At 55.6% G+C, this 20,675-nt stretch carries 18 protein-coding genes; 9 read left to right on the plus strand and 9 right to left on the minus strand.

Annotated elements, in window-relative coordinates:
- Nucleotides 1-540 precede the first annotated feature (540 nt).
- The 4 genes from MNU25_RS11030 to MNU25_RS11045 all read right to left on the minus strand — a co-directional run bounded on the left by MNU25_RS11030 (nt 541) and on the right by MNU25_RS11045 (nt 4,784).
- Entirely contained in the window at nt 541-2,142 is a 1,602-nt protein-coding gene (locus tag MNU25_RS11030; RefSeq protein ID WP_240985113.1) for an ASKHA domain-containing protein, read from the minus strand.
- The gene (locus MNU25_RS11035) at nt 2,129-2,518 is read right to left on the minus strand and encodes a DsrE family protein (protein ID WP_240985114.1); all 390 of its coding nucleotides are present in this window, start codon (nt 2,516-2,518) and stop codon (nt 2,129-2,131) included. The genes MNU25_RS11030 and MNU25_RS11035 overlap by 14 nt, the downstream gene beginning before the upstream one ends.
- Nucleotides 2,519-2,811: 293 nt before the next feature.
- Nucleotides 2,812-4,146, minus strand: a complete 1,335-nt coding sequence (locus tag MNU25_RS11040) for a cytochrome b (RefSeq protein ID WP_240985115.1) — start codon at nt 4,144-4,146, stop codon at nt 2,812-2,814.
- Nucleotides 4,143-4,784, minus strand: a complete 642-nt coding sequence (locus tag MNU25_RS11045; protein WP_240985116.1) for a QcrA and Rieske domain-containing protein — start codon at nt 4,782-4,784, stop codon at nt 4,143-4,145. The genes MNU25_RS11040 and MNU25_RS11045 overlap by 4 nt, the downstream gene beginning before the upstream one ends.
- A gap of 142 nt (nt 4,785-4,926) precedes the next feature.
- Between MNU25_RS11045 and MNU25_RS11050 the strand changes: the two genes are divergently transcribed.
- Nucleotides 4,927-5,733 carry an acyl-[acyl-carrier-protein] thioesterase gene (locus MNU25_RS11050; RefSeq protein WP_240985117.1) on the plus strand — a complete coding sequence of 269 codons (807 nt, stop codon included), beginning with the start codon at nt 4,927-4,929 and terminating at the stop codon, nt 5,731-5,733.
- 308 nt (nt 5,734-6,041) lie between these two features.
- Here MNU25_RS11050 and MNU25_RS20120 read toward each other — a convergent pair whose 3' ends face one another.
- From MNU25_RS20120 to MNU25_RS11060, 4 genes are all read right to left on the minus strand, one after another.
- On the minus strand, nt 6,042-6,176 hold the full coding sequence (locus MNU25_RS20120; RefSeq protein WP_261486630.1) for a hypothetical protein: 135 nt from the start codon (nt 6,174-6,176) through the stop codon (nt 6,042-6,044).
- Between the two features lie 106 nt (nt 6,177-6,282).
- Nucleotides 6,283-6,699, minus strand: coding sequence for a hypothetical protein (locus MNU25_RS11055; protein WP_240985118.1), 417 nt, complete (start codon nt 6,697-6,699; stop codon nt 6,283-6,285).
- A gap of 88 nt (nt 6,700-6,787) precedes the next feature.
- A complete protein-coding gene (locus MNU25_RS20125) occupies nt 6,788-6,919 on the minus strand; it encodes a hypothetical protein (protein WP_261486632.1) in 132 nt (43 codons plus the stop codon).
- A 421-nt stretch (nt 6,920-7,340) separates the two neighbouring features.
- Nucleotides 7,341-7,760 carry a CBS domain-containing protein gene (locus MNU25_RS11060; RefSeq protein WP_240985119.1) on the minus strand — a complete coding sequence of 140 codons (420 nt, stop codon included), beginning with the start codon at nt 7,758-7,760 and terminating at the stop codon, nt 7,341-7,343.
- Between the two features lie 990 nt (nt 7,761-8,750).
- Between MNU25_RS11060 and MNU25_RS11065 the strand changes: the two genes are divergently transcribed.
- Entirely contained in the window at nt 8,751-10,268 is a 1,518-nt protein-coding gene (locus tag MNU25_RS11065) for a 2-isopropylmalate synthase (RefSeq protein WP_240985120.1), read from the plus strand.
- A 159-nt stretch (nt 10,269-10,427) separates the two neighbouring features.
- On the opposite strand, the gene MNU25_RS11070 is transcribed toward MNU25_RS11065, so the two are convergent.
- The gene (locus MNU25_RS11070; RefSeq protein ID WP_240985121.1) at nt 10,428-11,672 is read right to left on the minus strand and encodes a C40 family peptidase; all 1,245 of its coding nucleotides are present in this window, start codon (nt 11,670-11,672) and stop codon (nt 10,428-10,430) included.
- A gap of 622 nt (nt 11,673-12,294) precedes the next feature.
- Between MNU25_RS11070 and dmpI the strand changes: the two genes are divergently transcribed.
- The 7 genes from dmpI (at nt 12,295) to htpG (ending at nt 20,658) form a co-directional block, all read left to right on the plus strand.
- Entirely contained in the window at nt 12,295-12,501 is a 207-nt protein-coding gene (dmpI, locus tag MNU25_RS11075) for a 4-oxalocrotonate tautomerase DmpI (protein WP_240985122.1), read from the plus strand.
- A gap of 24 nt (nt 12,502-12,525) precedes the next feature.
- The gene (locus MNU25_RS11080; RefSeq protein WP_261486635.1) at nt 12,526-12,873 is read left to right on the plus strand and encodes a nitrous oxide-stimulated promoter family protein; all 348 of its coding nucleotides are present in this window, start codon (nt 12,526-12,528) and stop codon (nt 12,871-12,873) included.
- Nucleotides 12,874-12,937: 64 nt separating this feature from the next.
- Nucleotides 12,938-14,128: an anaerobic nitric oxide reductase flavorubredoxin gene (locus MNU25_RS11085; RefSeq protein ID WP_240985123.1), complete on the plus strand. Its 1,191-nt coding sequence runs from the start codon at nt 12,938-12,940 to the stop codon at nt 14,126-14,128.
- 221 nt (nt 14,129-14,349) lie between these two features.
- On the plus strand, nt 14,350-15,543 hold the full coding sequence (locus MNU25_RS11090; protein WP_240985124.1) for a MalY/PatB family protein: 1,194 nt from the start codon (nt 14,350-14,352) through the stop codon (nt 15,541-15,543).
- A gap of 200 nt (nt 15,544-15,743) precedes the next feature.
- Nucleotides 15,744-17,234, plus strand: coding sequence for an MDR family MFS transporter (locus MNU25_RS11095; RefSeq protein ID WP_240985125.1), 1,491 nt, complete (start codon nt 15,744-15,746; stop codon nt 17,232-17,234).
- A 216-nt stretch (nt 17,235-17,450) separates the two neighbouring features.
- Nucleotides 17,451-18,611 (plus strand): metallophosphoesterase, encoded by a 1,161-nt coding sequence (locus MNU25_RS11100; RefSeq protein WP_240985126.1) that lies wholly within the window; start codon nt 17,451-17,453, stop codon nt 18,609-18,611.
- Between the two features lie 199 nt (nt 18,612-18,810).
- Nucleotides 18,811-20,658, plus strand: coding sequence for a molecular chaperone HtpG (gene htpG, locus MNU25_RS11105; RefSeq protein WP_240985127.1), 1,848 nt, complete (start codon nt 18,811-18,813; stop codon nt 20,656-20,658).
- The last annotated feature ends 17 nt before the right edge of the window (nt 20,659-20,675 follow it).

The raw sequence follows: 20,675 nt of genomic DNA on the forward strand, positions 1-20,675 counted from the left end.
AAGTCTAGTCACCGCGATCACACTGATCACTCTAATCACTCGACCATTCAGATTACTCAGGTCACTCGCTTATAATGTTACCTTTGAAGTCTAATTATTCAAGAGGTTAAAATCCGGAAAACAACGGGTTCCGCCGCCACTGCCAACGCTTCAGGATCAAAAACCAAAGAGCCAAAGAGCGCAAGAGCCGAAAAGCCAAGAGGCTAAAGAGACCAAAGAGACCAAAGAGGCTAAAGAGGCTAAAGAGGCTAAAGAGGCTAAAGAGGCTAAAGAGGCTAAAGAGACTAAAGAGGCTAAAGAGACTAAAGAGACCAAAGAGGCTAAAGAGACTAAAGAGGCTAAAGAGACTAAAGAGACCAAAGAGGCTAAAGAGACTAAAGAGGCTAAAGAGACTAAAGAGCTAAGAAGCTAAAAAGCAAAAAAGCAGGCATCCCCCTAACGATTGCGAGGGGGATGCAGCGACACTAAAGTCCATGAGCAAGATGCCTTAAAACTACGAGGCTTACGGCAGGTTGCGGTTCTGTCAGCCGACGGACCCGCTTACAGCTCTGAGGATTTTTGATCCGCCAAACGTTTTTCCACGCTAGGATAGCGGGCAAGATCCGTATGAGGAAGAAATTTGCTGCTGCGAAATTTGTCCATGAAGGCGGGCTCCGCGTTCAACTCGAAATAGGTGAGTTTGCTGCAGATGGCTTCCGCTTCCAAACGCTTGGCACGGGAGAGGAGTGCCTGTCGCGCCCCTTCGCCCGAACTGTTGCCCAGACGGATAATGGCGGCGCGGGGAAGGTCCGGATACAAGCCGATGGCGATGGCGGACTCGACCGGAAGATATTGGCCGAAAGCCCCGGCCGCATAGAAGTGATGAATCTCCTGCCAGGAGCAGCCCACATTTTCGAGCAAGAGGTCGATGGCGGCATTCACCGCTCCCTTGGTTGCCATGAGATTGTCAATGTCTGCCTGGCTAACCGCGATGTCCCGGTCGAGTGCGGGATCCGTTTCCGCCCTCGGCACGAGGAGGAATTGTTCCTGCCCGTTGAGCAAGTGAGCCCTGCGGTCGACGAGGCCATGCAGAAAGAGCTCGGCGAGCGTGTCCACCAGTCCGGAACCGCAAATGCCCCGGGCCGGAATATTACCGATGGTTGAGAATTCGACTTGTGGACTGCCGCCGGGCAGAATAGAGACGCGGTCGATGGCCCCGGGTTCGGCTCGCATGCCGAAAGTGGTTACTCCTCCTTCCAGGGCAGGTCCGGCCGCCCCGGCACAGGCCGCCAACCAGTCCGCACACCCCAGAACGATCTCGCCGTTCGTGCCAATATCGACAAAAAGGGAAACTTCCGTTTGACGGTGCAGACCGCTGACAAGAATTCCGGCCACCACATCCCCGCCCAGAAAGCTGCCCACGCTGGGCAGACAGTAAACCGGGGCCAAAGGGTGTACCTCAAGCCCGATTTCTGCGGCGGTTAAGATTCCCGGGTTATTGACCACCGGGGTGTAGGGTACTTTGGCGATAGAGGCGGGGTTCAGCCCAAGCAAGAGATGGACCATAGTCGTGTTGGCCCCGATCGCAATGGCGCTGATGGCGCGCGTGTCCCCGGGGGCAGGAGAAAGACGTCTGATCAAACGGTTGAGAGTTCCTAAGACCGCTTGCCTCAGGTTTTCCAGCCCCTCCGCTTCGGCGGCAGAGCGGATGCGGCTTAGGATGTCTTCTCCCAGGGGAACCTGGCCATTATAGTCGGGGGCGTGCCGCAGGATTTCTCCGCTCGCCAGATCGACGAGATAGACGACGACGGTGGTGGTGCCGATGTCGATGGCGAGCCCCAGGTGGTTCCGCCGGGTGTCCCCCGCTTCGATATCCATTATACGCCAGCTGTTTTCTGTCTCCGCCAGGGTTACCGTGAGCGGCCCCCGGGCGTTATTCAGCAGCCAGAGGCCGGGAAGCTCCGCCATGAGGGAGAGCGGGAAGGCTACCCGGCCGTAGTCCGGGGCCAGCGCCTGCCGGATTCGGTCCGCAATGGCCCGGTTGTCCCGGGGTGTCGGCCCGGATAAGGGGAGGAACACTTTGCGGCTCAAGGGTTCCAAGTTCTCCAGGTGCGTCCGGCTTTGACCGGTCAGGATGACAGGCTCGACTTCAGGGTTTGACATAGGCGTAGCCTTCATGTTGTTTGCGGACGATTTCGGTGATACCGGCGGGTACGACCTGCACCAAGGGCAGGAGTCGGGCGGGATCCAGATGATTGGCTCTTAAGGCGTTGGCGCAGGCGATGAACTGCACGTTCTGGCTGTGGAGCCCGCTCATCTCCCCGATCAATTCCCTGTAAAAGCCTTCTTGCCAACTGGAGGGGAATTTCTCCACGGTTTCCGGAAGATCGGCATAAAAGGCTACGGCGGGGCCGTTGGCTACCAGTTCCGCCCGCAGGCTCTCCCGGCCGACATCGTTGAGCAAATTGCGCAGATTGGTCAGAGCGAGGGGCCAGCAGGCCATCTCATCGACGTGTACGACGACTCGGTAAGGAACCATAGTCATGTCCTCCTTCAAGCTGTTCTCAGGTTTATTGTAGCGCTTGGAAAGGAAGAGGACAACAAAAGCTCTATAGGGTTTCGTTATCCGGGTCATAAGGAAGAGAGCGACGGAAGCTCCGGAGGACGTTGCCCACTGAATCCCCCCCGCCCTATACCGTTCTGGCAGTACCGGCAGACGATAAGAACGTTCCGGCGAAGGAAACATGGGGACGTTTCCGGCTCTAAAACGCGGAGGCCGGGATATCCGTTTGGCAATCCCGGCTTCCCGCTCACCGCCGTGAGACGGCGGAATCAGTTATTCTTGGCCCCTTCCCGGATCCAGTTCTTGATGGTCTGGATCTGAGTCTTGGGCAATGGTGGTTGTCCGAAGGGCATTTGCGGCTGCACACTGCCGGTGATGTGCTGATAAAGGAGGCTTGCTTGGGGATTTCCCGGCGTAACGCGTTTCAATGTTCCGGAATAGGTGGCAATGTTGGCGTGACACTGAAGACAACTGTTATGGAGAATCGGTTGAATATCTTTACTGTAACTGGGCTGAGCGATGATCCCGGTGCCGGCCAAAGCTTTGGGGACAGAGTTCATCCCTTGATAGGTGAGAAAACCCAATCCCAGCACCAGAATCCCCGCCAGGCCGAGAGCCAGAGGACGCCGTTTTGCCCGGCGGCTGGAATTGCGGTCGAGCCAGGGCAGGGAAAAGAGGATGACGATTCCGATAAGCGGCAGTCCGACCATGGCCAGGCCGTCAAGCTTGCCGGGAAAATATTTAAGAAGTTGGTAAATGCCAAAGAAATACCAAGCCGGTTCCGGCGTGAAATGCGCTTTGTTTAACGGGTCGGCTGCCGCGCCCAGGCCTTTGGGATAGAGAAAGGCGAGCAGCCACAGGGCCGCGCCCACCAGAAGAACGAATGCGGCCATGCGCAGCGCTACATCCGGCCAGAAGGGCCGGGAGATTTTGCGGACATCTTCTCCGCGCGCTTCGGCTTCCCGGAGTTCGTCGGTGGAAGCCATCCCCTGTCTCAAAACGAAGAAGAAATGAGGCAGGAAAGCCAGGAGCAAGAGGGCGGGCAAGACGAGCATGTGGACGGAGTAGAAGCGGGTCAACGTGGCCCCCGTCACCTGGGTGCCGTCCCGCAAAAGGCGCACGAGAAAGTCCCCCACGATCGGAACGTAGCCGGCCATGGCCGTGCCCACCGTGGTCGCCCAGTACCCTTTTTGGTCCCAGGGGAGCAGATATCCGGTAAAAGCTAAGCCCAGAGTGGCGATCAGTAAGATCCCGCCCATGACCCAGGTCAACTCCCGAGGACGTTTGTAGGCCGCCGCGAAAAAGACACGCAATAAATGCAGCCCGACCAGAACGACCATGAAGTTCGCTCCCCAGGAATGGAGAGAGCGGACAAAATGACCGGCGACAGAATTTTGCAATGTTTGAATGCTGGCATAAGCACCGCTGGCCGACGGATGATAGACCGTGGCCAATAAGATCCCGGTCACCGCCTGGTTAATGAAGGCAAAGAAAGTGGCAAAGCCCAAGTAGTCCAAAAAGTTACTGCGTTTGGGTACGGGGTGGGCAAAAAGAGCCTGAAGCAGGGACGATGTATGCAGGCGTTCATCGAGCCAACCTTTCATGCCTGACGCCCCCCAACCATTACGGAATTACCCTGGATTTTAAGGACTCGGTGATAGAGAGGTCTCGGTGGCGGGCCGGAGAGGACATGACCCCGGATATCGTATACTCCTCCGTGGCAAGGACACATAAATTTATTGACAGACCCAACCCAGTTCACGGCACACTGCAGGTGGGTGCAATGAAAATCCAAAGCCAACCAGCCTTCTGCCCCAAAGTTAATGACATAGACCCCTTGTTCGATTCCGTTTCCTTTGTATGTGACTAAGCGCGGTTCATTCACCTTGAAGTCCCCGGTCTGACCCACCTCTTGCAGCGGATCGGCATTGGCCGGCGGGGGATTGAGGAAGTCGAAAGCCAGGCCGACATAGCCCAAAGCGACTACTCCGGCGACGGAGCCTACTCCCAAACCTAAAAAGCGCCTGCGTGTGACCGGAATACCCGAGGAATCTTTGCCTGAACTGTCTCCCCTGTCACCGGACAGGTTTTCGCCTGCGCTTTTCGCCAAGCTTTTGCCCGCGTTCCGGTCAGGACTTTTGTCCGAGTTCCGGCCCAAGTGTTCATTCGTGTTTTCAGCCAAATTGCTATCCGCATTTTTGTCGAAGCGCTGATCGGCATTTTCGTCCAAACCTTTGTCCACGGTCTGTCTCCTCCTCTTTATCTTTTTTAACCTTCGCGTTATAGTGTGTTAAAGCGTTCTGAAAGAGATCTTAGTCGGCCCCTGTTTATATTTAATAAAGACAATATGAAGGAAATATGAAGATTGTTGGGAGGGCGGAATTTTGGAGGGCAGTACGGTTCGTCATTTTGCAACGGAGTTTGCACCGCGCTTTTATGAACTGAACGCACGGCGCCAGGCGGGGCCGGTCGTTTTGTTGCACTACTTGGAAGAGGCGGCGGTTTCCCATTCCGGGGCGGCAGGCTGCAGCCTGCAAGAACTTGAAGGACGGGGAGTGGGCTGGGTCCTCAACCGCTGGTATATTGTGGTGGAACGTTATCCTGTTTGGGATGAAAAAGTATCCGTAGAGACTTGGCCCGCCGCCTTCGACCGGTTTTACGCCACGCGGGAATTTATCGTGCGGGGGCGGGATAATACACGGATGGCGCGCGCCACTTCCCGCTGGATCTATCTCAGTGTCGAAAAAAAGAGACCCCTCCGTATCCCGGAGGGGTTTGCCAGAGCTTACGGTTTGGATCCCGAGAGGGCAGTGGAGCATGATTTTGCCGCCTTGCCGGTTCGGCAAGGGGAATGGAATCTTACCACATCCGGGAAGCGGATTTTCGCAGTACGGAGGTCCGACCTCGACGGTTACCATCACGTTAACAATGCCCAATATGTCCAATGGCTGCTCGAATCTGTCCCGGAGCAAACTTATGACTTAGCGGAGCTTCAGTCCTTGGAAATAGAATACCGGAAAGAGGTCGGATATGGCGGCCGGGTTCGGGTGGACACTCTGGCGCTTGAACCGGGGGCGGAAGGGGCTTCGGCCTTGCCGGAGGGCGGACAGGCTTATCTTCACTCCATCGAAGACGCTGACACGCTAAGAGAGTTGGCGGTGGCCAGGACCATCTGGAAGCGTCAAGAGTAAACTCGTTCAGCCCCCCACCGAAGCGGGGTACGTGGAACTCCCTTCCACTTGCGGAAGTGGGAGTCTTACGCTTTGGATAAAGCCCGGAAAGGCAGGACTTTCCGCACTCCGCCCGTGTCCCCGGGGCGTGCCGGGGCGCGTCGACCCTCAAACCGCGCCGGGAGCAGACCCCAAGCCCGGGGGCGGCTTGCGGGCGTGAAACTCGCTGTTGACGACTGAAGAGGTACGGAAGACTCCCGGAGGCATGGAAGACCCGTGCGTGCCGAAGACGCGCGGGACCCGGGAGGGGATCTTCGGAGGGCCGCGTCCTACCGGGGAACCTGTCCGCGGTTCAAAATATCCCGCAGACCGGTGATCACCAGAACCGTGATTGCGAAGGCGGTGAAGGCCAGGGCGGGACCCACATAGGAAAAGGGAAGTGCGTAACCGATGTAACCGGCCATAGAGTAGTTCCTCCTTTGCCCCTGCCGGGATGAACACGGCGCCGGTGTCTGTTGCCGCGACCGGTCTCAGAGCCATAGTATCGTGTTCCGGCCTCTTAACGGTTTATCAAAATTGGGTCGGAGTCGGTTTTTCTTTGCCCATAAACTCTTGAAATTTGTGGGCGGTGTCGCTGACCGCGGCCCGGAAACCGAGGACGAAAGCCCGGACAAAGAAAAGGGCCAGGCCCAGGTTGAAGACCGTAAAGCCGAGGGCGATGGGCAGCCTCAGGGTAATGATTCTGACTTGCGTGAAAATGTTATCGGGAACGATGGCTTGTTGTACATAAATATGCAAGAGACCGACGGCATCAAACCAGAGCCCGAGCATGGTAATCGACCCATCCTTAGCGACCGGAACGAATATTTCCATGGCGGTGGAGAGATAGTTGACAGGATCCGGCAGTTGTTTTAGCCTGTCCTTGAGGCCGGCGGGAAGCTCGCCCGGGGAAAACACCGGGGGGGTCTGAGTCGCTGCCTGTTCCATCGTATCCTCCTTTCCTGAGACGGGAACTTAACTTTTGGGGGGGTCTTTGTCTCTTTTGTATTTTGTTTCCCCGGGTTACGGCGGGAACTTAACTTTGGGTAGGTTCCTTGGGCGGAAAATACAGCCAAATGAGGATACGAAAGAGAATGACGAGGACGATGGCGATGAAGATGTTGTAGGGGTAGAAAAGGCCGAAATAAGAGCTGGGCAAGGAGGTCATCCTAAAGTCCCCCCCAAAAGGCATTGCTCAAAGCAAAAGAGACCAGGAAGGAGAGAGCCAGCCAAAAAAGCCAGTAAAATTGCACCAGCCAGAGAAAACCGGAGAGGGAAGGACGGGGGCAGGGCGGCTGGGCCTGACAGGAAACAGGCTGCCGGGATGGGGTTCCGTAAGAAGGCGGCCCCTGTGTTCGATACGGTCTGCCGGTGTAGAAGCCCACCGAATTTCACCCTCTCTCAATGGTTCTCAACTTAATCCATAATATGTCAGAGGGGAAGCGGGGGTTCCGGCACAAAGCGACCGGCAACCGCCCGGCATGGGCTTCTTCTGCGTTTTTGAGCTTTCCCTTCCGCTGAATTTCTTCCACGGCTGAAACCAGTCCGGAACCGGGCTGACACCAGGGGCAGGGGGCCAAGCCTTTTGGTTAAAGTTCCCCGGATGGGTTGGAAAAAGTCTTGGCGCAGAACTCGATCAGCTCACGCCGCCTCACGATGCCAATGAAAATCCCTTTGTCGTCCACGACGGGTACGAAATTCTGGGAAGCCGCGCGGGCGATCAAGTCTTCCATTTGGGCGTCGATGAGCACGGGAGTATTCACAGTGTGTTGAGGGATATCGGCCAGCGGGATATGTTCCGTGTCGGCAAAAGAAAGGCCGGGTGTGTTTTTCATTTTCCAGAGGAGGTCCCCTTCAGTAAGGGTTCCCGTATAGCGTCCTTCCGCGTCAATCACGGGCACGGCGGAATAACTGTGGTATTCCATGCGTTCGAGGGCTTGACGCATGGTAGAATGATATTTAAGGAAAACCACATCTTTTTTCGGAATAAGAAAGAATGCCACATTCATCGTTTTTGTTCTCCGAATCGTTTTTAATTCAGTGCCTGCAGCGCCAAACTTGATGGACGGCGCGTGTTCAGTATACTAAACTCAATTTACGGCTTGTGCTCCTAAGCGGGTCAGACAAGAAAAAGTGGATTAAGCGGCACATGAAAAAGATACCATAAGACTCATTCATTCTCAATTCACACACCTGTCCCCAGGTACCGTCTGGGTTGTTCAAAGCCGGGTGTGTCCCGTCAAGGCAAAAGACCTTGCTGCGGCGGGTCCGCAGACGACGCACCTCCCGCGCAGATCCTCTTCTTGAAAAAATCACGGGAAAGACACAGTTTTCTCACAGGCGACAGCGTGACTTTGCCCACCTCAGCGAAGTGAAATCGGGAAAAGATTTTTTAAGGCTGCGTTTACTACTTGACAAAAGCCTTTGGTCAATGCCAGAATAAAAGGCAAGACGAACCGAACCCGTAGAACCAACCGAACCCGTAGAACCAACCGAACTGACACGACCGACCAAACCGACTGGATGAACCGAACTGAATAGAAGAGAAAGACGATGAGAGGGACCAGTACACCTCTTCAGCCACGGCAGAGAGCTGGCGGATGGTGCAAGGCAGTGGTGGCGTGGAAGTAGAACTCTCCCTTGAGTAGCTGACCCAACGCGTCAGGGCGATTGCGGATCGGGATTTTGCGGGTGACCGTAACTCCGCCGGAATGTCGTCACTGGGTGCCAGTAGGCTCAGACGGAGCTTCCGCCGTTAGAAGGAAGGGGATATCGGACGCGAACCGGGTTTGGGTGATTGACTTACCGGGGAGCAGGGTACTAGGCGGTGCCGTTTGACGGCCGCCCGGCACAGGTAGGACTCGGAGCGATCCCGTATCTGCAGAGGGAACGGCTTAGCCGTTTAATTGAGTGGTACCGCGAAATAGCCCTTCGTCTCAAGTGAGAGACGGGGGGTTTTGTTGTGCCGGGAAAAAGTATAAGTTGAGGAGGAATGGCAGATGCGTAGGCTCCGGGTTTTTGACACGACTTTAAGGGATGGGGAACAGTCTTTGGGGATCACCTTAAATGTTGAGGAGAAGTTGGAGATCGCCCGGCAACTGGTTCTCCTGGGTATCGACATCATAGAGGCCGGGTTTCCGGCTTCCTCGCCCGGGGATTTCGAATCTGTCGCCACAATTGCCCGGCAGATGAAAGGAGTGGCCATCTGCGGTCTGACGCGGGCCGTGGAACAGGATATCGACCTGTGCGCGCAGGCGCTGCGCGCGGCGGAACACCCCCGGATCCATACCGGCATAGGGGTCTCCCCAGTGCACATGGCCAAGAAGTTGATGCTCACACCGGAGCAGGTGGTTGAACGAACGGCTGCGGCAGTGAAATATGCCAAGAAGTTCGTGGACGATGTCGAATTTTATGCCGAGGACGGTTTCCGGGCTGACCCGAATTTCCTGGTGCATGTTCTGGAGGCGGCCATCCAGGCCGGTGCCACTGTCGTGAATATCCCGGACACGGTTGGCTATGCCAATCCCTGGGAATATGGCAAGCTTATCTCTTTTGTCAAGGAAAATGTAAAAGATATCGATCAGGTGACGATCAGTGTCCACTGCCATAACGATTTAGGTATGGCCACGGCCAATTCCCTGGCGGGCATTATAGCCGGAGCCGGCCAAGTCGAAGGCACGATCAACGGGATCGGAGAGAGGGCCGGGAATACTTCTCTGGAGGAAGTCATTATGGCCATCTATACCCGGCGTGACGAGTATGGCATCCAAAGCGGTATCCGTCCGAAAGAGATTGCGGCGACCAGCCGCTTGGTCTCCCGCATCACCGGGGTGCCGGTACCGGACCACAAAGCGATTGTGGGTGCCAATGCCTTTATGCACGCCTCAGGCATTCATCAGGACGGGGTACTGAAAGACAGGGAAACTTACGAAATCATCCGGCCGGAAACGATTGGGGTTCCGGAAAACACCATCAGTTTAAGTGCGCGTTCGGGGCGGCATGCCCTGCAGCACAGGCTGCAGGAGTTGGGCTATGACGTAGCCGGGGAGGAATTGGACTCTGTTTACCACAGTTTTTTAGAGTTGGCGGATCGGAAAAAAGAAGTCTTTGACCAGGATTTGTATGCTTTGATGGGTGATGCCGGCGCGGGTCCACAAGGGATTCTTCTGCAGCACATGTCGATTGCCACGTCGGGTGTCGATACGGCCACAGCTACGGTGACCTTGGACCTCGCAGGGGAGGTTCAAACCGACGCGGCCGTCGCCAACGGACCGGTCAATGCCCTCTTCAGCGCCATTGACCGGATAGTAGGTGTCCCGGCCGTTTTGGAGGACTATACACTCAAGTCCGTCACCCGGGGGAGCGAGGCTTTGGGCGATGCTACGGTCAAACTTCGTTACCCCGACGGCAGCTTGGTTGTCGGCAAAGGGATTAGCACAGATATTCTGGAGGCAAGCGCAAAGGCTTACCTCAACGCCCTAAGCAAGCGCGGGCGTGGCGGGGAGGTCGGCAAGTAAAGGCGGTACCGCCGGAGCGTGACAAAGGTTATCGGAGATTAGGTCTGCACCGCATGCCTGTTGATGGACAGCGGCCACATGAAAAGGCGAGGGTGGTATCCCCTCGTCTTTTGACGTCTTTTGACCTGATCCCTAAACGGGGCCCGGCGGGCGGCTTCCCTATTTGGTGATGACTCGCCTGGCTCCCAGATAGCGCGCGGTCCAGTAGGAATTGTTCATGTCATCATAAGCGACGCCATAAGCGGCGGAGTCAATCATGGTGTGGTTGCCGACGTAGATGCCGACGTGAGAAGCATCCGGAGCATAGGTACGGTAGAAAACCAAATCTCCCGGTTGCAGGTTGGAAAGTGCGACCGGTTCACCTTCAGTAAACTGGGATTCCGAAGTTCGGTAGAGTGGAACACCAAAATGTGCGTAGACATACTGGACGAAACCCGAACAATCAAAGCCGGGATGAGGACTGGTTCCTCCCCAGACGTAGGGTGTTCCCAGGTACTGGGCGGCATAACCGAGCAGGCTTTGCACGTTGCCGGACATCTTAACCGGGGCGGACGTTCCCGTACCGGAGGTGGGGTTGATCCCCGCCGCGCGCCCGGCGGCAGCCAGGGCCGCCTCCAGTTCCTGTTCCCGAATCAGGCGCTGGACGTTGTCGGCGTGTGTTTGAGCATCCGCAGCCGCAGCCACCGTGGTTTTTTCCTTGGCGGAGAGCTGGTCCAGCACGCTTTGTTGTTGAGCTACAGCGGCTTGCAAGGAAGATTGGGTCTGTTGTTTGGCAGCAAGTTCGTTGCGGAGAGAGGAAGCCTCTTGCTGGACCGCGGCTTTCTTCTGGTCGACGGCTTGAGTCAAAGCTTGAACCTGCTGCTGCAGGGCGTCGTAGCCATGAACGATGCCCTGGACGGTCTGCCAGCGATCTAAGAAATCAGACAAACTGGTCGCTTGGAAGAGCACGTTGAGGTAGGTGGCCGGGCCCGCCTCATATTGGTCACGGACGAAGCCCGCCAGCTCGGCGGCCCGCCGGTTGCGTTCGTTTTCAAGTTGGGCCTCCTGAGCAGTCAGCTCAGTGAGCGCTTGCTGCCGTTGCGCTAAATCCTTTTGGTAGCGGTCAATACTGGTTCGCAAAGACTGGACGGATTGCCGCAGGGCCAACAGTTTGTGGGTGGCGGTGGTTTCCTGCTGTTTCTGGGCGGAGAGCTGCCCGTTGTATTGATTGACCTGGGCCTGATAATTGTGCAACTGTTGTTGTAAAGTGGCGGCGTTGGCCGCTGCCGGAGAGAGCGTTAGCAGGGCGGAACAGAACAGCAAAGCTGTCTTTTTCAAGGGAAGGGTTTTTGCGCAAACGTTTTTCGCTAAAAAGTTTTTTGCGGAAAGGGTCTGTGCAGAGAACGTTTTTTTTGGTAAATGCATCGGATTCCTCCCAAATCTAGAAAAATTTTTAACCCACACCGGCTGATTTTTAAACCAGAGCGGAGTGTGCAAAAGATAACATGATACAGTCAAGTCCCGAACAGGTAAACCAGCGAAGAGACAATGAAGAGACAACTTTGAATAAGGGCCCAGGTGTTATGTATTTGTATTCGACACAAAGGGACAACCTCCTGCCGAATAGGAAAAAAATGCGCCAGGAAGTATGAGGAAATCCGGTGGTAAAAAGATGCAATACGGGCCTGTCCGTGCTATAATCTCCTTGAACCCCGCTCCCTTCCTTCCCGAGGCAGAGATTCGGCCGTGCCGGTCAACTACCCCGTGGCTATTGTTAAGGCTGAAATACCCAGGGGCGAATATGTCGGCAACCGGGTGCGCCGGGTAGCACTACGGAATCCTGGGTAGCTCGCTATTAAGGACTTGAGTGGGAAGCGAAGAGCGCAGGGTGTCCCGTACGAACACATGAGGATACTGCAGCGGGCCGACGGCCGGGGTTATGAAGCAGAAACCGCGCTTCGTCCCCATGTCTGAAGCCGGGGGCCTCTGCGCAAAGCATTCGGTGATGCGAAATTGGGTAATGCTAAAGATAAAGGGGGAATTTTCTGTGCCGTTTATCAAGATGGAAGCAGGAAAAATGGATCAGGCCCAAAAGGAAACGCTGATTGCCGGGTTTACGGAAGTCGCCAGTGCGACCTTAGGGATCCCACCCGAGGCCTTTTTGGTTCTGATTAAGGAAAATGAAATGGACAACTGGGGAAAGGGCGGCCGGATGCTGAGTAAAGTCCTGGCTGAACAGAAGCGGGGTAACTAAGAGTAGGGTTTTGGGAGTAAGGCTTTGGCGGCGAAAGAAAATCGGCTGGAAAGGGAAAAGAAAACGGTCGAGCTGATGATCGGGCTTTACTGCCGCCGGGTGCATCACACCCGGGACGGTCTCTGCCCGGATTGCAGGAAACTTTTGGATTATGCCTTCCGGCGTATTGAGCATTGCCGTTTTGGCAGTGAAAAACCGACCTGTGCCAACTGTTCTGTTCATTGTTACAGCCCGCAGATGCGTGAGCAAATCCGTTTTGTCATGCGCTATTCTGGCCCGCGTATGGCCTTGAGGCATCCGCTCATTGCCTGGAGGCACCTTCGAGATGGACGGAGGCATCCCGTTCACGGCAACGGTAGGCCGAAGTCTTAAAGGCACCCGGGCGGGGCGCCTGTTTTGTTGTGGCGGAAAACGAATTACCGAAAGGAGAATCGATATGGGATTTTGCATTAACGATAATGTGACCTGGGTCGGAAAAATTGATTGGGAACTGAGGACTTTCCATGGGGAGGAACTATCCACGCACAGGGGATCTTCTTACAATTCCTATCTGGTCAGGGATGAGAAGACAGTCTTGCTGGATACTGTTTGGCAGCCTTTCACGGAGGAGTTCATTCGGAACTTGAGAAAGGAAATCCCTTTAGAGGACATCGATTATATCGTCATGAACCATGTCGAAGGGGATCACAGCGGCGCCCTGCCGGCCCTCATGAAAGAAATTCCGCAGACGCCCATTTACTGTACGGCCAATGCGGTGAAAGAGTTAAAAGGGCACTACCATGAAGATTGGAATTTCGTCCCGGTGAAGACGGGGGACCGCCTCAGTTTAGGCAAAAAGGAACTCGTTTTTATTGAGGCGAGGATGTTGCATTGGCCGGACACGATGTTTTCCTATTTGACAGAGGATGCCATTCTTTTCAGCAATGATGCTTTTGGACAGCATTTTGCATCGGAGCTCATGTTCAACGACAAGGTGGACCAAGCGGCTCTCTACGCCGAAGCCCTGAAGTACTACGCCAACATTTTGACTCCTTTCAGCAAGCTGGTGGAGAATAAAGTGAACGAAGTCGTGAAGCTCGGTCTTCCGCTCAACATGATTTGCCCCAGCCACGGGATTATTTGGCGTGACAATCCGCTCCAGATTGTACACAAATATCTGGAGTGGGCACAGAATTACCAGGAGAACCAAATCACCATTATTTATGACACGATGTGGAACAGCACGCGGAAGATGGCCGAGGCTATCGCGGCCGGGATTCAAAAGGTCAACAGTGACATAACGGTTAAACTTTTTAATTCGGCCCGTTCCGACAAAAACGATATCTTGAGCGAGGTATTTAAATCGCGGGCGGTCCTCGTCGGCTCACCCACCATCAATAAGGGAGTGCTTTTCTCAGTGGCGGGAATCTTGGAGATGATTAAAGGCCTCGGCCTCAAAAACAAGAAAGGGGCTGCTTTCGGGAGTTATGGCTGGAGCGGCGAAGCCGTAAAACTGATCAACGGTGAACTGGAAAAGGCGGGAATTGCGCTTTTGTCGGACGGCCTGAGAATCACCTGGGTTCCGGATGAAGCTGTGTTAGAAGACTGTCGGGCCTTCGGCCGCAAAATTGCGGAAGAGTTGGCGTGAGTTCGGATTAGGAGCCCGCTTCCCCAAGCGGGGAGCGCGCGGGCAGGGTGGCAAAGCCTTTTCAAGCACGGTTTAGGGAGTGCTTTTTGAGTACACTTCAGAGAGTGCCGGCGGTGCTCAGGGAGCTCTCAGAAAAAGTTCTGAGGGCTCTTCCTGTCGGCGACAAATGAGCGGGCGGGGCGGCCCGTGAACGACAAGCGGGCGCGAAAGGGGGCAAATGGGTGGACAGGGAATTTGATCGAGTGGTGGAACGCAGGCATACGAGTTCTGTTAAGTGGGATTTTAACGAAGAGACCTTTGGAGCCAAAGATGTCTTGCCGATGTGGGTGGCTGACATGGATTTCTTGGCGCCGCAGGCGGTGATCGACGCTTTGACGCGCCGGGCTGAGCACGGCATTTACGGTTACAGCGAGAGTATGGCGGGGTATTACGAAGCGGTCCGGGAGTGGATGTCCAAGCGGCACGGCTGGAGTATCGAAAAGGACTGGATCGTGTTCAGTCCGGGCGTGGTTCCGGCCCTGAACTGGCTGATCCGGGCTCTGGCCCGGCCGGGAGCCAAAGTGGTGATCCAGCCTCCGATCTATCCGCCTTTTCAGAGAGCCATAGAAAACAATGGCTGTGAGCCGGTCCATAACCCTCTGAAATGGGAGGAGGGCCGCTATGTCATGGATATGACGGGACTGGAGAAGGAATTTGCGGCCGGTGCCCAAATGCTCATTCTCTGCAGTCCGCATAATCCTGTGGGCCGGGTGTGGGAGCGGGCCGAGTTGGAGGCCCTGGCCCAACTGTGTCAGGCTTATGGGGTAAGCGTCATTGCGGACGAGATTCACAGTGACCTGATTTATCCCGGGAAGGAGCATGTCGCTTACGGCACCTTGTCAGAAAAAGCGGCGCAGCAGGCTGTCGTCTGTACGGCCCCGAGTAAGACCTTTAATCTCGCGGGTCTGCAGACTTCGAATCTCATCATTCCCGATCCCGGCCGGCGCCAGGCTTTCCGGAAGGTGATGGAGCGAAACGGCATTCATCATCCCAATGTCTTCGGCCTGACCGCTTTGGAAGCGGCCTACCGGCAGGGGGGAGAATGGCTCGACAAGCTCATGCTCTACCTGGCGGAGAATCTCGGGTTTTTGACAGACTATCTTGCCGACAAGGTGCCTCAGGTCAAGGTGGTCCGGCCGGAGGGGACATATCTCGTTTGGCTTGATTTCCGGGCTTTAGGGTTGGAAGCGGAGGCTCTGCAGGAGTTTCTGCTCAAGTCGGCCCGGGTGGCGCTCAATGCCGGGTACACCTTCGGGCCGGGTGGGGCGGGTTTTGCCCGCATGAACATCGCCTGTCCGCGCGTAACTTTGCAAGAAGGGTTGAGCAGGATCGCACGGGCTGTAGGGGAACTGCTGACGGGCCAAGAACAGGGGTAAAATAAGAATAGGGGTAAGAAAGAACAGCTTTACCGGACCGCTTTGAGAAGCAAGGCGGAAAGCGGGAGCCGGCCGCCCCGGCGCGATTTGCGGTCTTGGGGCCCTGCCGTTCCAGGGCAAAAGAAAAAGCGGCCCTAAGGGGGGACTCGTTGTCAGGGCCGGCGGGATTCGTTGTCAGGTCCCGTGAAAGGAGTGGAGAGTTGTTTAAGAGAGAAACGGTGAGGGTATTTGTGCTGGTCAGCGTGATGCTGGCTATGTTTATGGCCGCGGTGGAAGGAACGATTGTGGCTACGGCCATGCCGAGCATCGTCGGGGACTTGGGCGGTTTTACCCTCTTCAGCTGGGTTTTTTCGGCCTTTCTCCTGGCGCAAACCGTTACCATTCCTATTTACGGCAAACTGGCGGACTTGTACGGCCGCAAGCCCGTCTTCGTCTTGGGTGTGGTGGTATTTCTCGCCGGTTCCACCCTTTGCGGTCTGGCGACCAGTATGAATCAGCTTATCTTTTACCGCTTGATCCAAGGAGTGGGGGCGGGGGCGGTGCAGCCGATCGCCACAACGATAGTCGGGGACATTTACAATCTCGAGGAACGGGCTCAGGTCCAGGGCTACCTTTCCGGCGTCTGGGGCTTTGCCTCGATTATCGGGCCGGCCGTGGGCGGGCTGTTCGTCCAGTATGCCCGCTGGTCTTGGGTCTTTTGGATAAACATTCCCGTCGGTCTTCTCTCCGCGCTGGGCATCATCCTCTTTTTCCGGGAAACTGTGACCCAGCGCGCACATAAGGTCGACTACCTCGGATCGGGATTGATCTTTGTTGCGATCAGTGCCCTAATGGTGGTTTTGATCCAGGCCGGGACGGTCTGGCCCTGGGGATCGGCGCCTGTTCTGGGGCTTTTGGCGGTTTTCGCGGCGGGAAGCTTGCTTTTTGTCGTCAGGGAGAAAAGAGCGACGGAGCCGGTCATGCCCTTGGAAATCTGGCACGACCGCCTGATTACGGTGGCTAATTTGGCCTCTTTGACGACGGGGATCGTGCTGGTCGGGATCGACACTTTTCTGCCGACTTTCGTCCAAGGAGTCATGAATAAAACTCCCATTGTCGCCGGTTTTGCCCTGGCCGTCATGTCCATAGGCTGGACCTTGTCCGCCACGGTGGCCGGACGCATGATTTTGCGGCTGGGCTATCGGAGGACGGCCCTCGGCGGAGGCCTATGGCTCGTCATCGGGTCCGTTTTTTTTGTCACTCTGCAACCGAGTCGCGGCTGGTTCTGGGCCGCCGGCGGTTCTTTCTTGGTCGGTGTGGGTATGGGATTGGCACGCACCGTCTTTATCGTGGCGGTTCAGAGCAGTGTGGCTTGGGAGATGCGCGGAGCCGCTACGGCGGCCAACATGTTCACCGGAATTTTGGGCAACACTGTGGGAGCTGCCCTCCTGGGCGGGGTTTTGAATAATCGGATGACCGCTTATCTCAGGCACATTCCGGCGGGCCAAGGGGCACCGCTCAATCTGGATGTCGTGAATGCCCTTTTAGATCCCCAGAAAAGGCAATCCCTGTCCGCCGAAATGCTGCGAGTGCTGCAGAGGGGTTTGACGATTTCTCTCCACACGGTCTACTGGGGGGTTATGGTCCTGTCTTTCGCCAGTTTGTTCTTAATCTATTTCCTGCCCCGCCGGACCAAGGAGGAAAGCCAATGAGAAGTGCCGGGGGGTGGGGGCAGGAAGCACGGGAGGTCGACGAAAATCTTGGGGCAAGAGGGGAGCCCGTGGCGAGACGGCCGTGGCGGTTTGACTTAGCAGAGAGGTAACGGCGGCCCTGAAAGCGCAAGGCGGGGAGGGGTCAATTGGCCCCGTTTGTCAGCTGAGCAGCCGGCAAGAGGGCCGGTCTTACCGGATAGGGGGTGTGCGGAACACTTGAAAGGAACCAGATTTGTCCTATATTCTGCCGTAGGCATCGGTTTTGCCTTGTATACGGGTCTTTGCTATTATGTGGGCCTGCGTGGCTGGCAGCTCTTTTTCAGCTCTTTTCTCTTGCTCCCGGAGAAGGTCTATTGGATCGGTTTTTGGATCATAGCCATGGCTTACTTGGCAGGCCGTTTAGGGGAAAGGATTTTGCCGGAGGCGGTGAGTCACGCCTTCAGCATGATCGGTTCTTATTGGCTGGGAATTATGTTCTATGCTCTCTGGGTATTGGCTGCAGTGGATTTGATGCGGGGGCTGAACGAGGGATTTCACTTTTTGCCCCATGCCCTGACACGGGGGCCGTGGTTGGGGCGGGCAATCTTTCTCGTTGTGCTCGGCTTGGTTCTCTACGGCCTGTGGAATGCCCGCCACCCGATTGTGAACCGCTATAACCTGACCATCGGCAAAAAAGCCGGAAGCCTGGGGGAATTACACATCGTCCTTGTCTCTGATATTCATTTGGGCGCTATTATGAATAACGGCCGTTTGGCTGCGCTGGTGGAGAGAGTAAATGCTCTCAAGCCGGACCTGATCCTTTTGGCCGGGGATGTAATCGATGAAAACGTGGAGCGGGTGATCCGACAGGACATGCGCATGAACCTCAGCCGCTTGCAGGCTCCTTTCGGAGTCTACGCCGTGCTGGGCAATCATGAGTATCTGGGCGGGCATGTCCGGGAGGCCTTGGCTTATATGGCGGAGGCGGGGGTGCATATGCTGCGCGATGCTTCGGTTAAAGTAGCCGACAGTTTTTATCTCGTGGGGCGGGATGATCGGAGCGCGCGGCATTTCACAGGCCAAGGGCGCCGGCCGCTCGCGAATCTGCTGGAAGGCCTGGACCTCTCCTTGCCGGTGATCGCCCTGGATCACCAGCCCAGCCACTTGGAAGAAGCAGAAAGGGCGGGCGTTGATCTGCAGCTTTCCGGTCACACCCACAAGGGTCAGCTCTTTCCTATTCAGCTCCTTACACGGCACCTGTTTGCGGATGATTTCGGGCTGCTGGAAAGAGAAGACTTTCGTGTCGTCGTTTCCTCGGGCTTTGGCACCTGGGGACCGCCCCTGCGGGTGGGGAACAGACCGGAAATCGTCGAAATCGACGTTCACTTCAGGCCGTGAAGGTTTTGTAAGACGGGGGTCGGGGTTCGTCCGCCGAGGCGGAACCGAGCCTGCGCCGGCCGGGTGGGAGGCGAGCGTTGGCACCGTTTACAGGAGGTTCAATTTTGGCTAAAATAGTCTCGGCGGACGAGCCGTCCCCGTGTACCCGTTCAGCGGAGGCTGAACATCAATCAAAAATAGAAGTGAGGGGTTATTGACCATGAGCAGCGGTGTCGAAACCAAAGAATTTCAAACGGAAATCCGGCAGTTGCTGGATATTGTCATCAATTCGCTCTATACGGACAAGGAGATTTTCCTGCGCGAGCTTATATCCAATGCCGCGGACGCCATGGAAAAAGTGCGTTACCTTCAACTCACTGGGGCTGACGTCAAGGATGGGGACCTACCCCTGGAAATTACTCTGACGGCGGACGAGGAAACCCATACCCTAACCGTTGCCGACCCGGGAATCGGTATGAACCGGGAGGAATTGGTGGAAAATCTGGGGACCATTGCCCATTCCGGTTCCAAAGAGTTTATCAAACGCCTGGCGGAAGGAACCCAGGATTTTAAACTGATCGGCCAGTTCGGGGTGGGATTTTATTCGGCTTTTATGGTGGCCGACAAAGTGGAGCTTTACACCCGCTCCTATCGTCCCGAGGCCGAGGGCTGTCTCTGGAGTTCTGACGGCAGCGGCAGTTATACGGTCGAGGACACCCCCGACCTGGTGCGGGGCACCAAAATTATCCTGCACCTTAAAGAAGATGCCCGGGATTTTGCCAAGGAAGAGACCCTGAAAAGAATCGTCAAGCAGTATTCGGGGTTTGTGCCCTATCCGGTTCTCCTCAACGGCCAAAAGGTCAACACGGTTCAGGCCCTCTGGACCAAGAACAAGAACGAGATTACGGATGAGGAATACAACGAGTTTTATAAATACATTGCCAATGCCTATGACGAGCCTCTCTTTCGGCTGCACTTCAGTTCCGATGCTCCTATCTCCTTACAATCTCTCTTATTTGTGCCCAAGGAAAACTTTGAACACTGGGGCTTCGGCCGCCTGGACCCGGGGGTCAACCTCTACTGCAAAAAGGTGCTTATTCAAGAACAGTCCAAGGATATCCTGCCGGAATGGATGCGCTTTGTCAAAGGCGTAATTGACAGCGAGGAACTTCCGCTCAATATTTCGCGGGAAACCATGCAGGACAGCGCCTTGGTCCAGAAGATTAACAAAGCGGTCACCGGTCGCTTCCTTAAGTTTTTGGACGAACAGGCCAAGTCAGAACCGGAAAAGTACAAGGAGTTTTACGATAAGTTCGGAGTCTTCATTAAGGAAGGGGCGGCCAATGATTTCGGCCACCGCAATGAACTCGTGAAGCTGATGCGCTTCGAGTCCATGAAGACGGAGGCGGGCAAATTCATTTCCCTCTCAGATTATGTTCAGAACATGGCCGAAGAACAAAAAGCCGTCTACTATGTCAACGGCCCCAGCCGCGAGGTCATCGAGGCGGGTCCTTACTTGGAAATCTTCCGGAGCAAAGGTCTGGATGTCATCTACACGCGTGAGGCGATCGAGGATTACGTCTTAAGCCTTATGGGTGAATTTGAAGGGAAGAAACTGATTTCGGCCGACCAAGCGGAACTCGATCTCGATCTTCCGGGTCAGGAAGAGAAGACCGAGGGGGAGGAGAGTTTAAGCGAAGAAGCGCTTAACGCGCTTACGGCTTGGCTGAAAGAGGCCTTGGGCAGCAAAGTGACGGAAGTTCGCGTTTCCAAGCGTTTGGCGGACAGCCCGGCCATCGTGCTCAGCCCTTACGGGACTTATAGCATGCAGCGCATGATGCAGCTTGTGAACCGGGATTTGAACCAAGTGGGTCCCGCAATTTTGGAGATCAACCGCAACCACCCGCTGATCAAACGCCTCTATGCCCTGCACGAGCAGAACGATCCCTTCGCTCAAACCGCGGCGGAACAGGTTTTCGAAAATGCCAGGATCGCGGCGGGACTGATCGTCGATCCGCGCGAAATGGTGAACAGGCTCTACGCGATCCTGGAGCGGGCTCTCAAATAACGATTTAGCGATTCGTC

Source organism: Acididesulfobacillus acetoxydans (assembly GCF_902729405.1).
Lineage (GTDB): Bacteria > Bacillota > Desulfitobacteriia > Desulfitobacteriales > Desulfitobacteriaceae > Acididesulfobacillus > Acididesulfobacillus acetoxydans.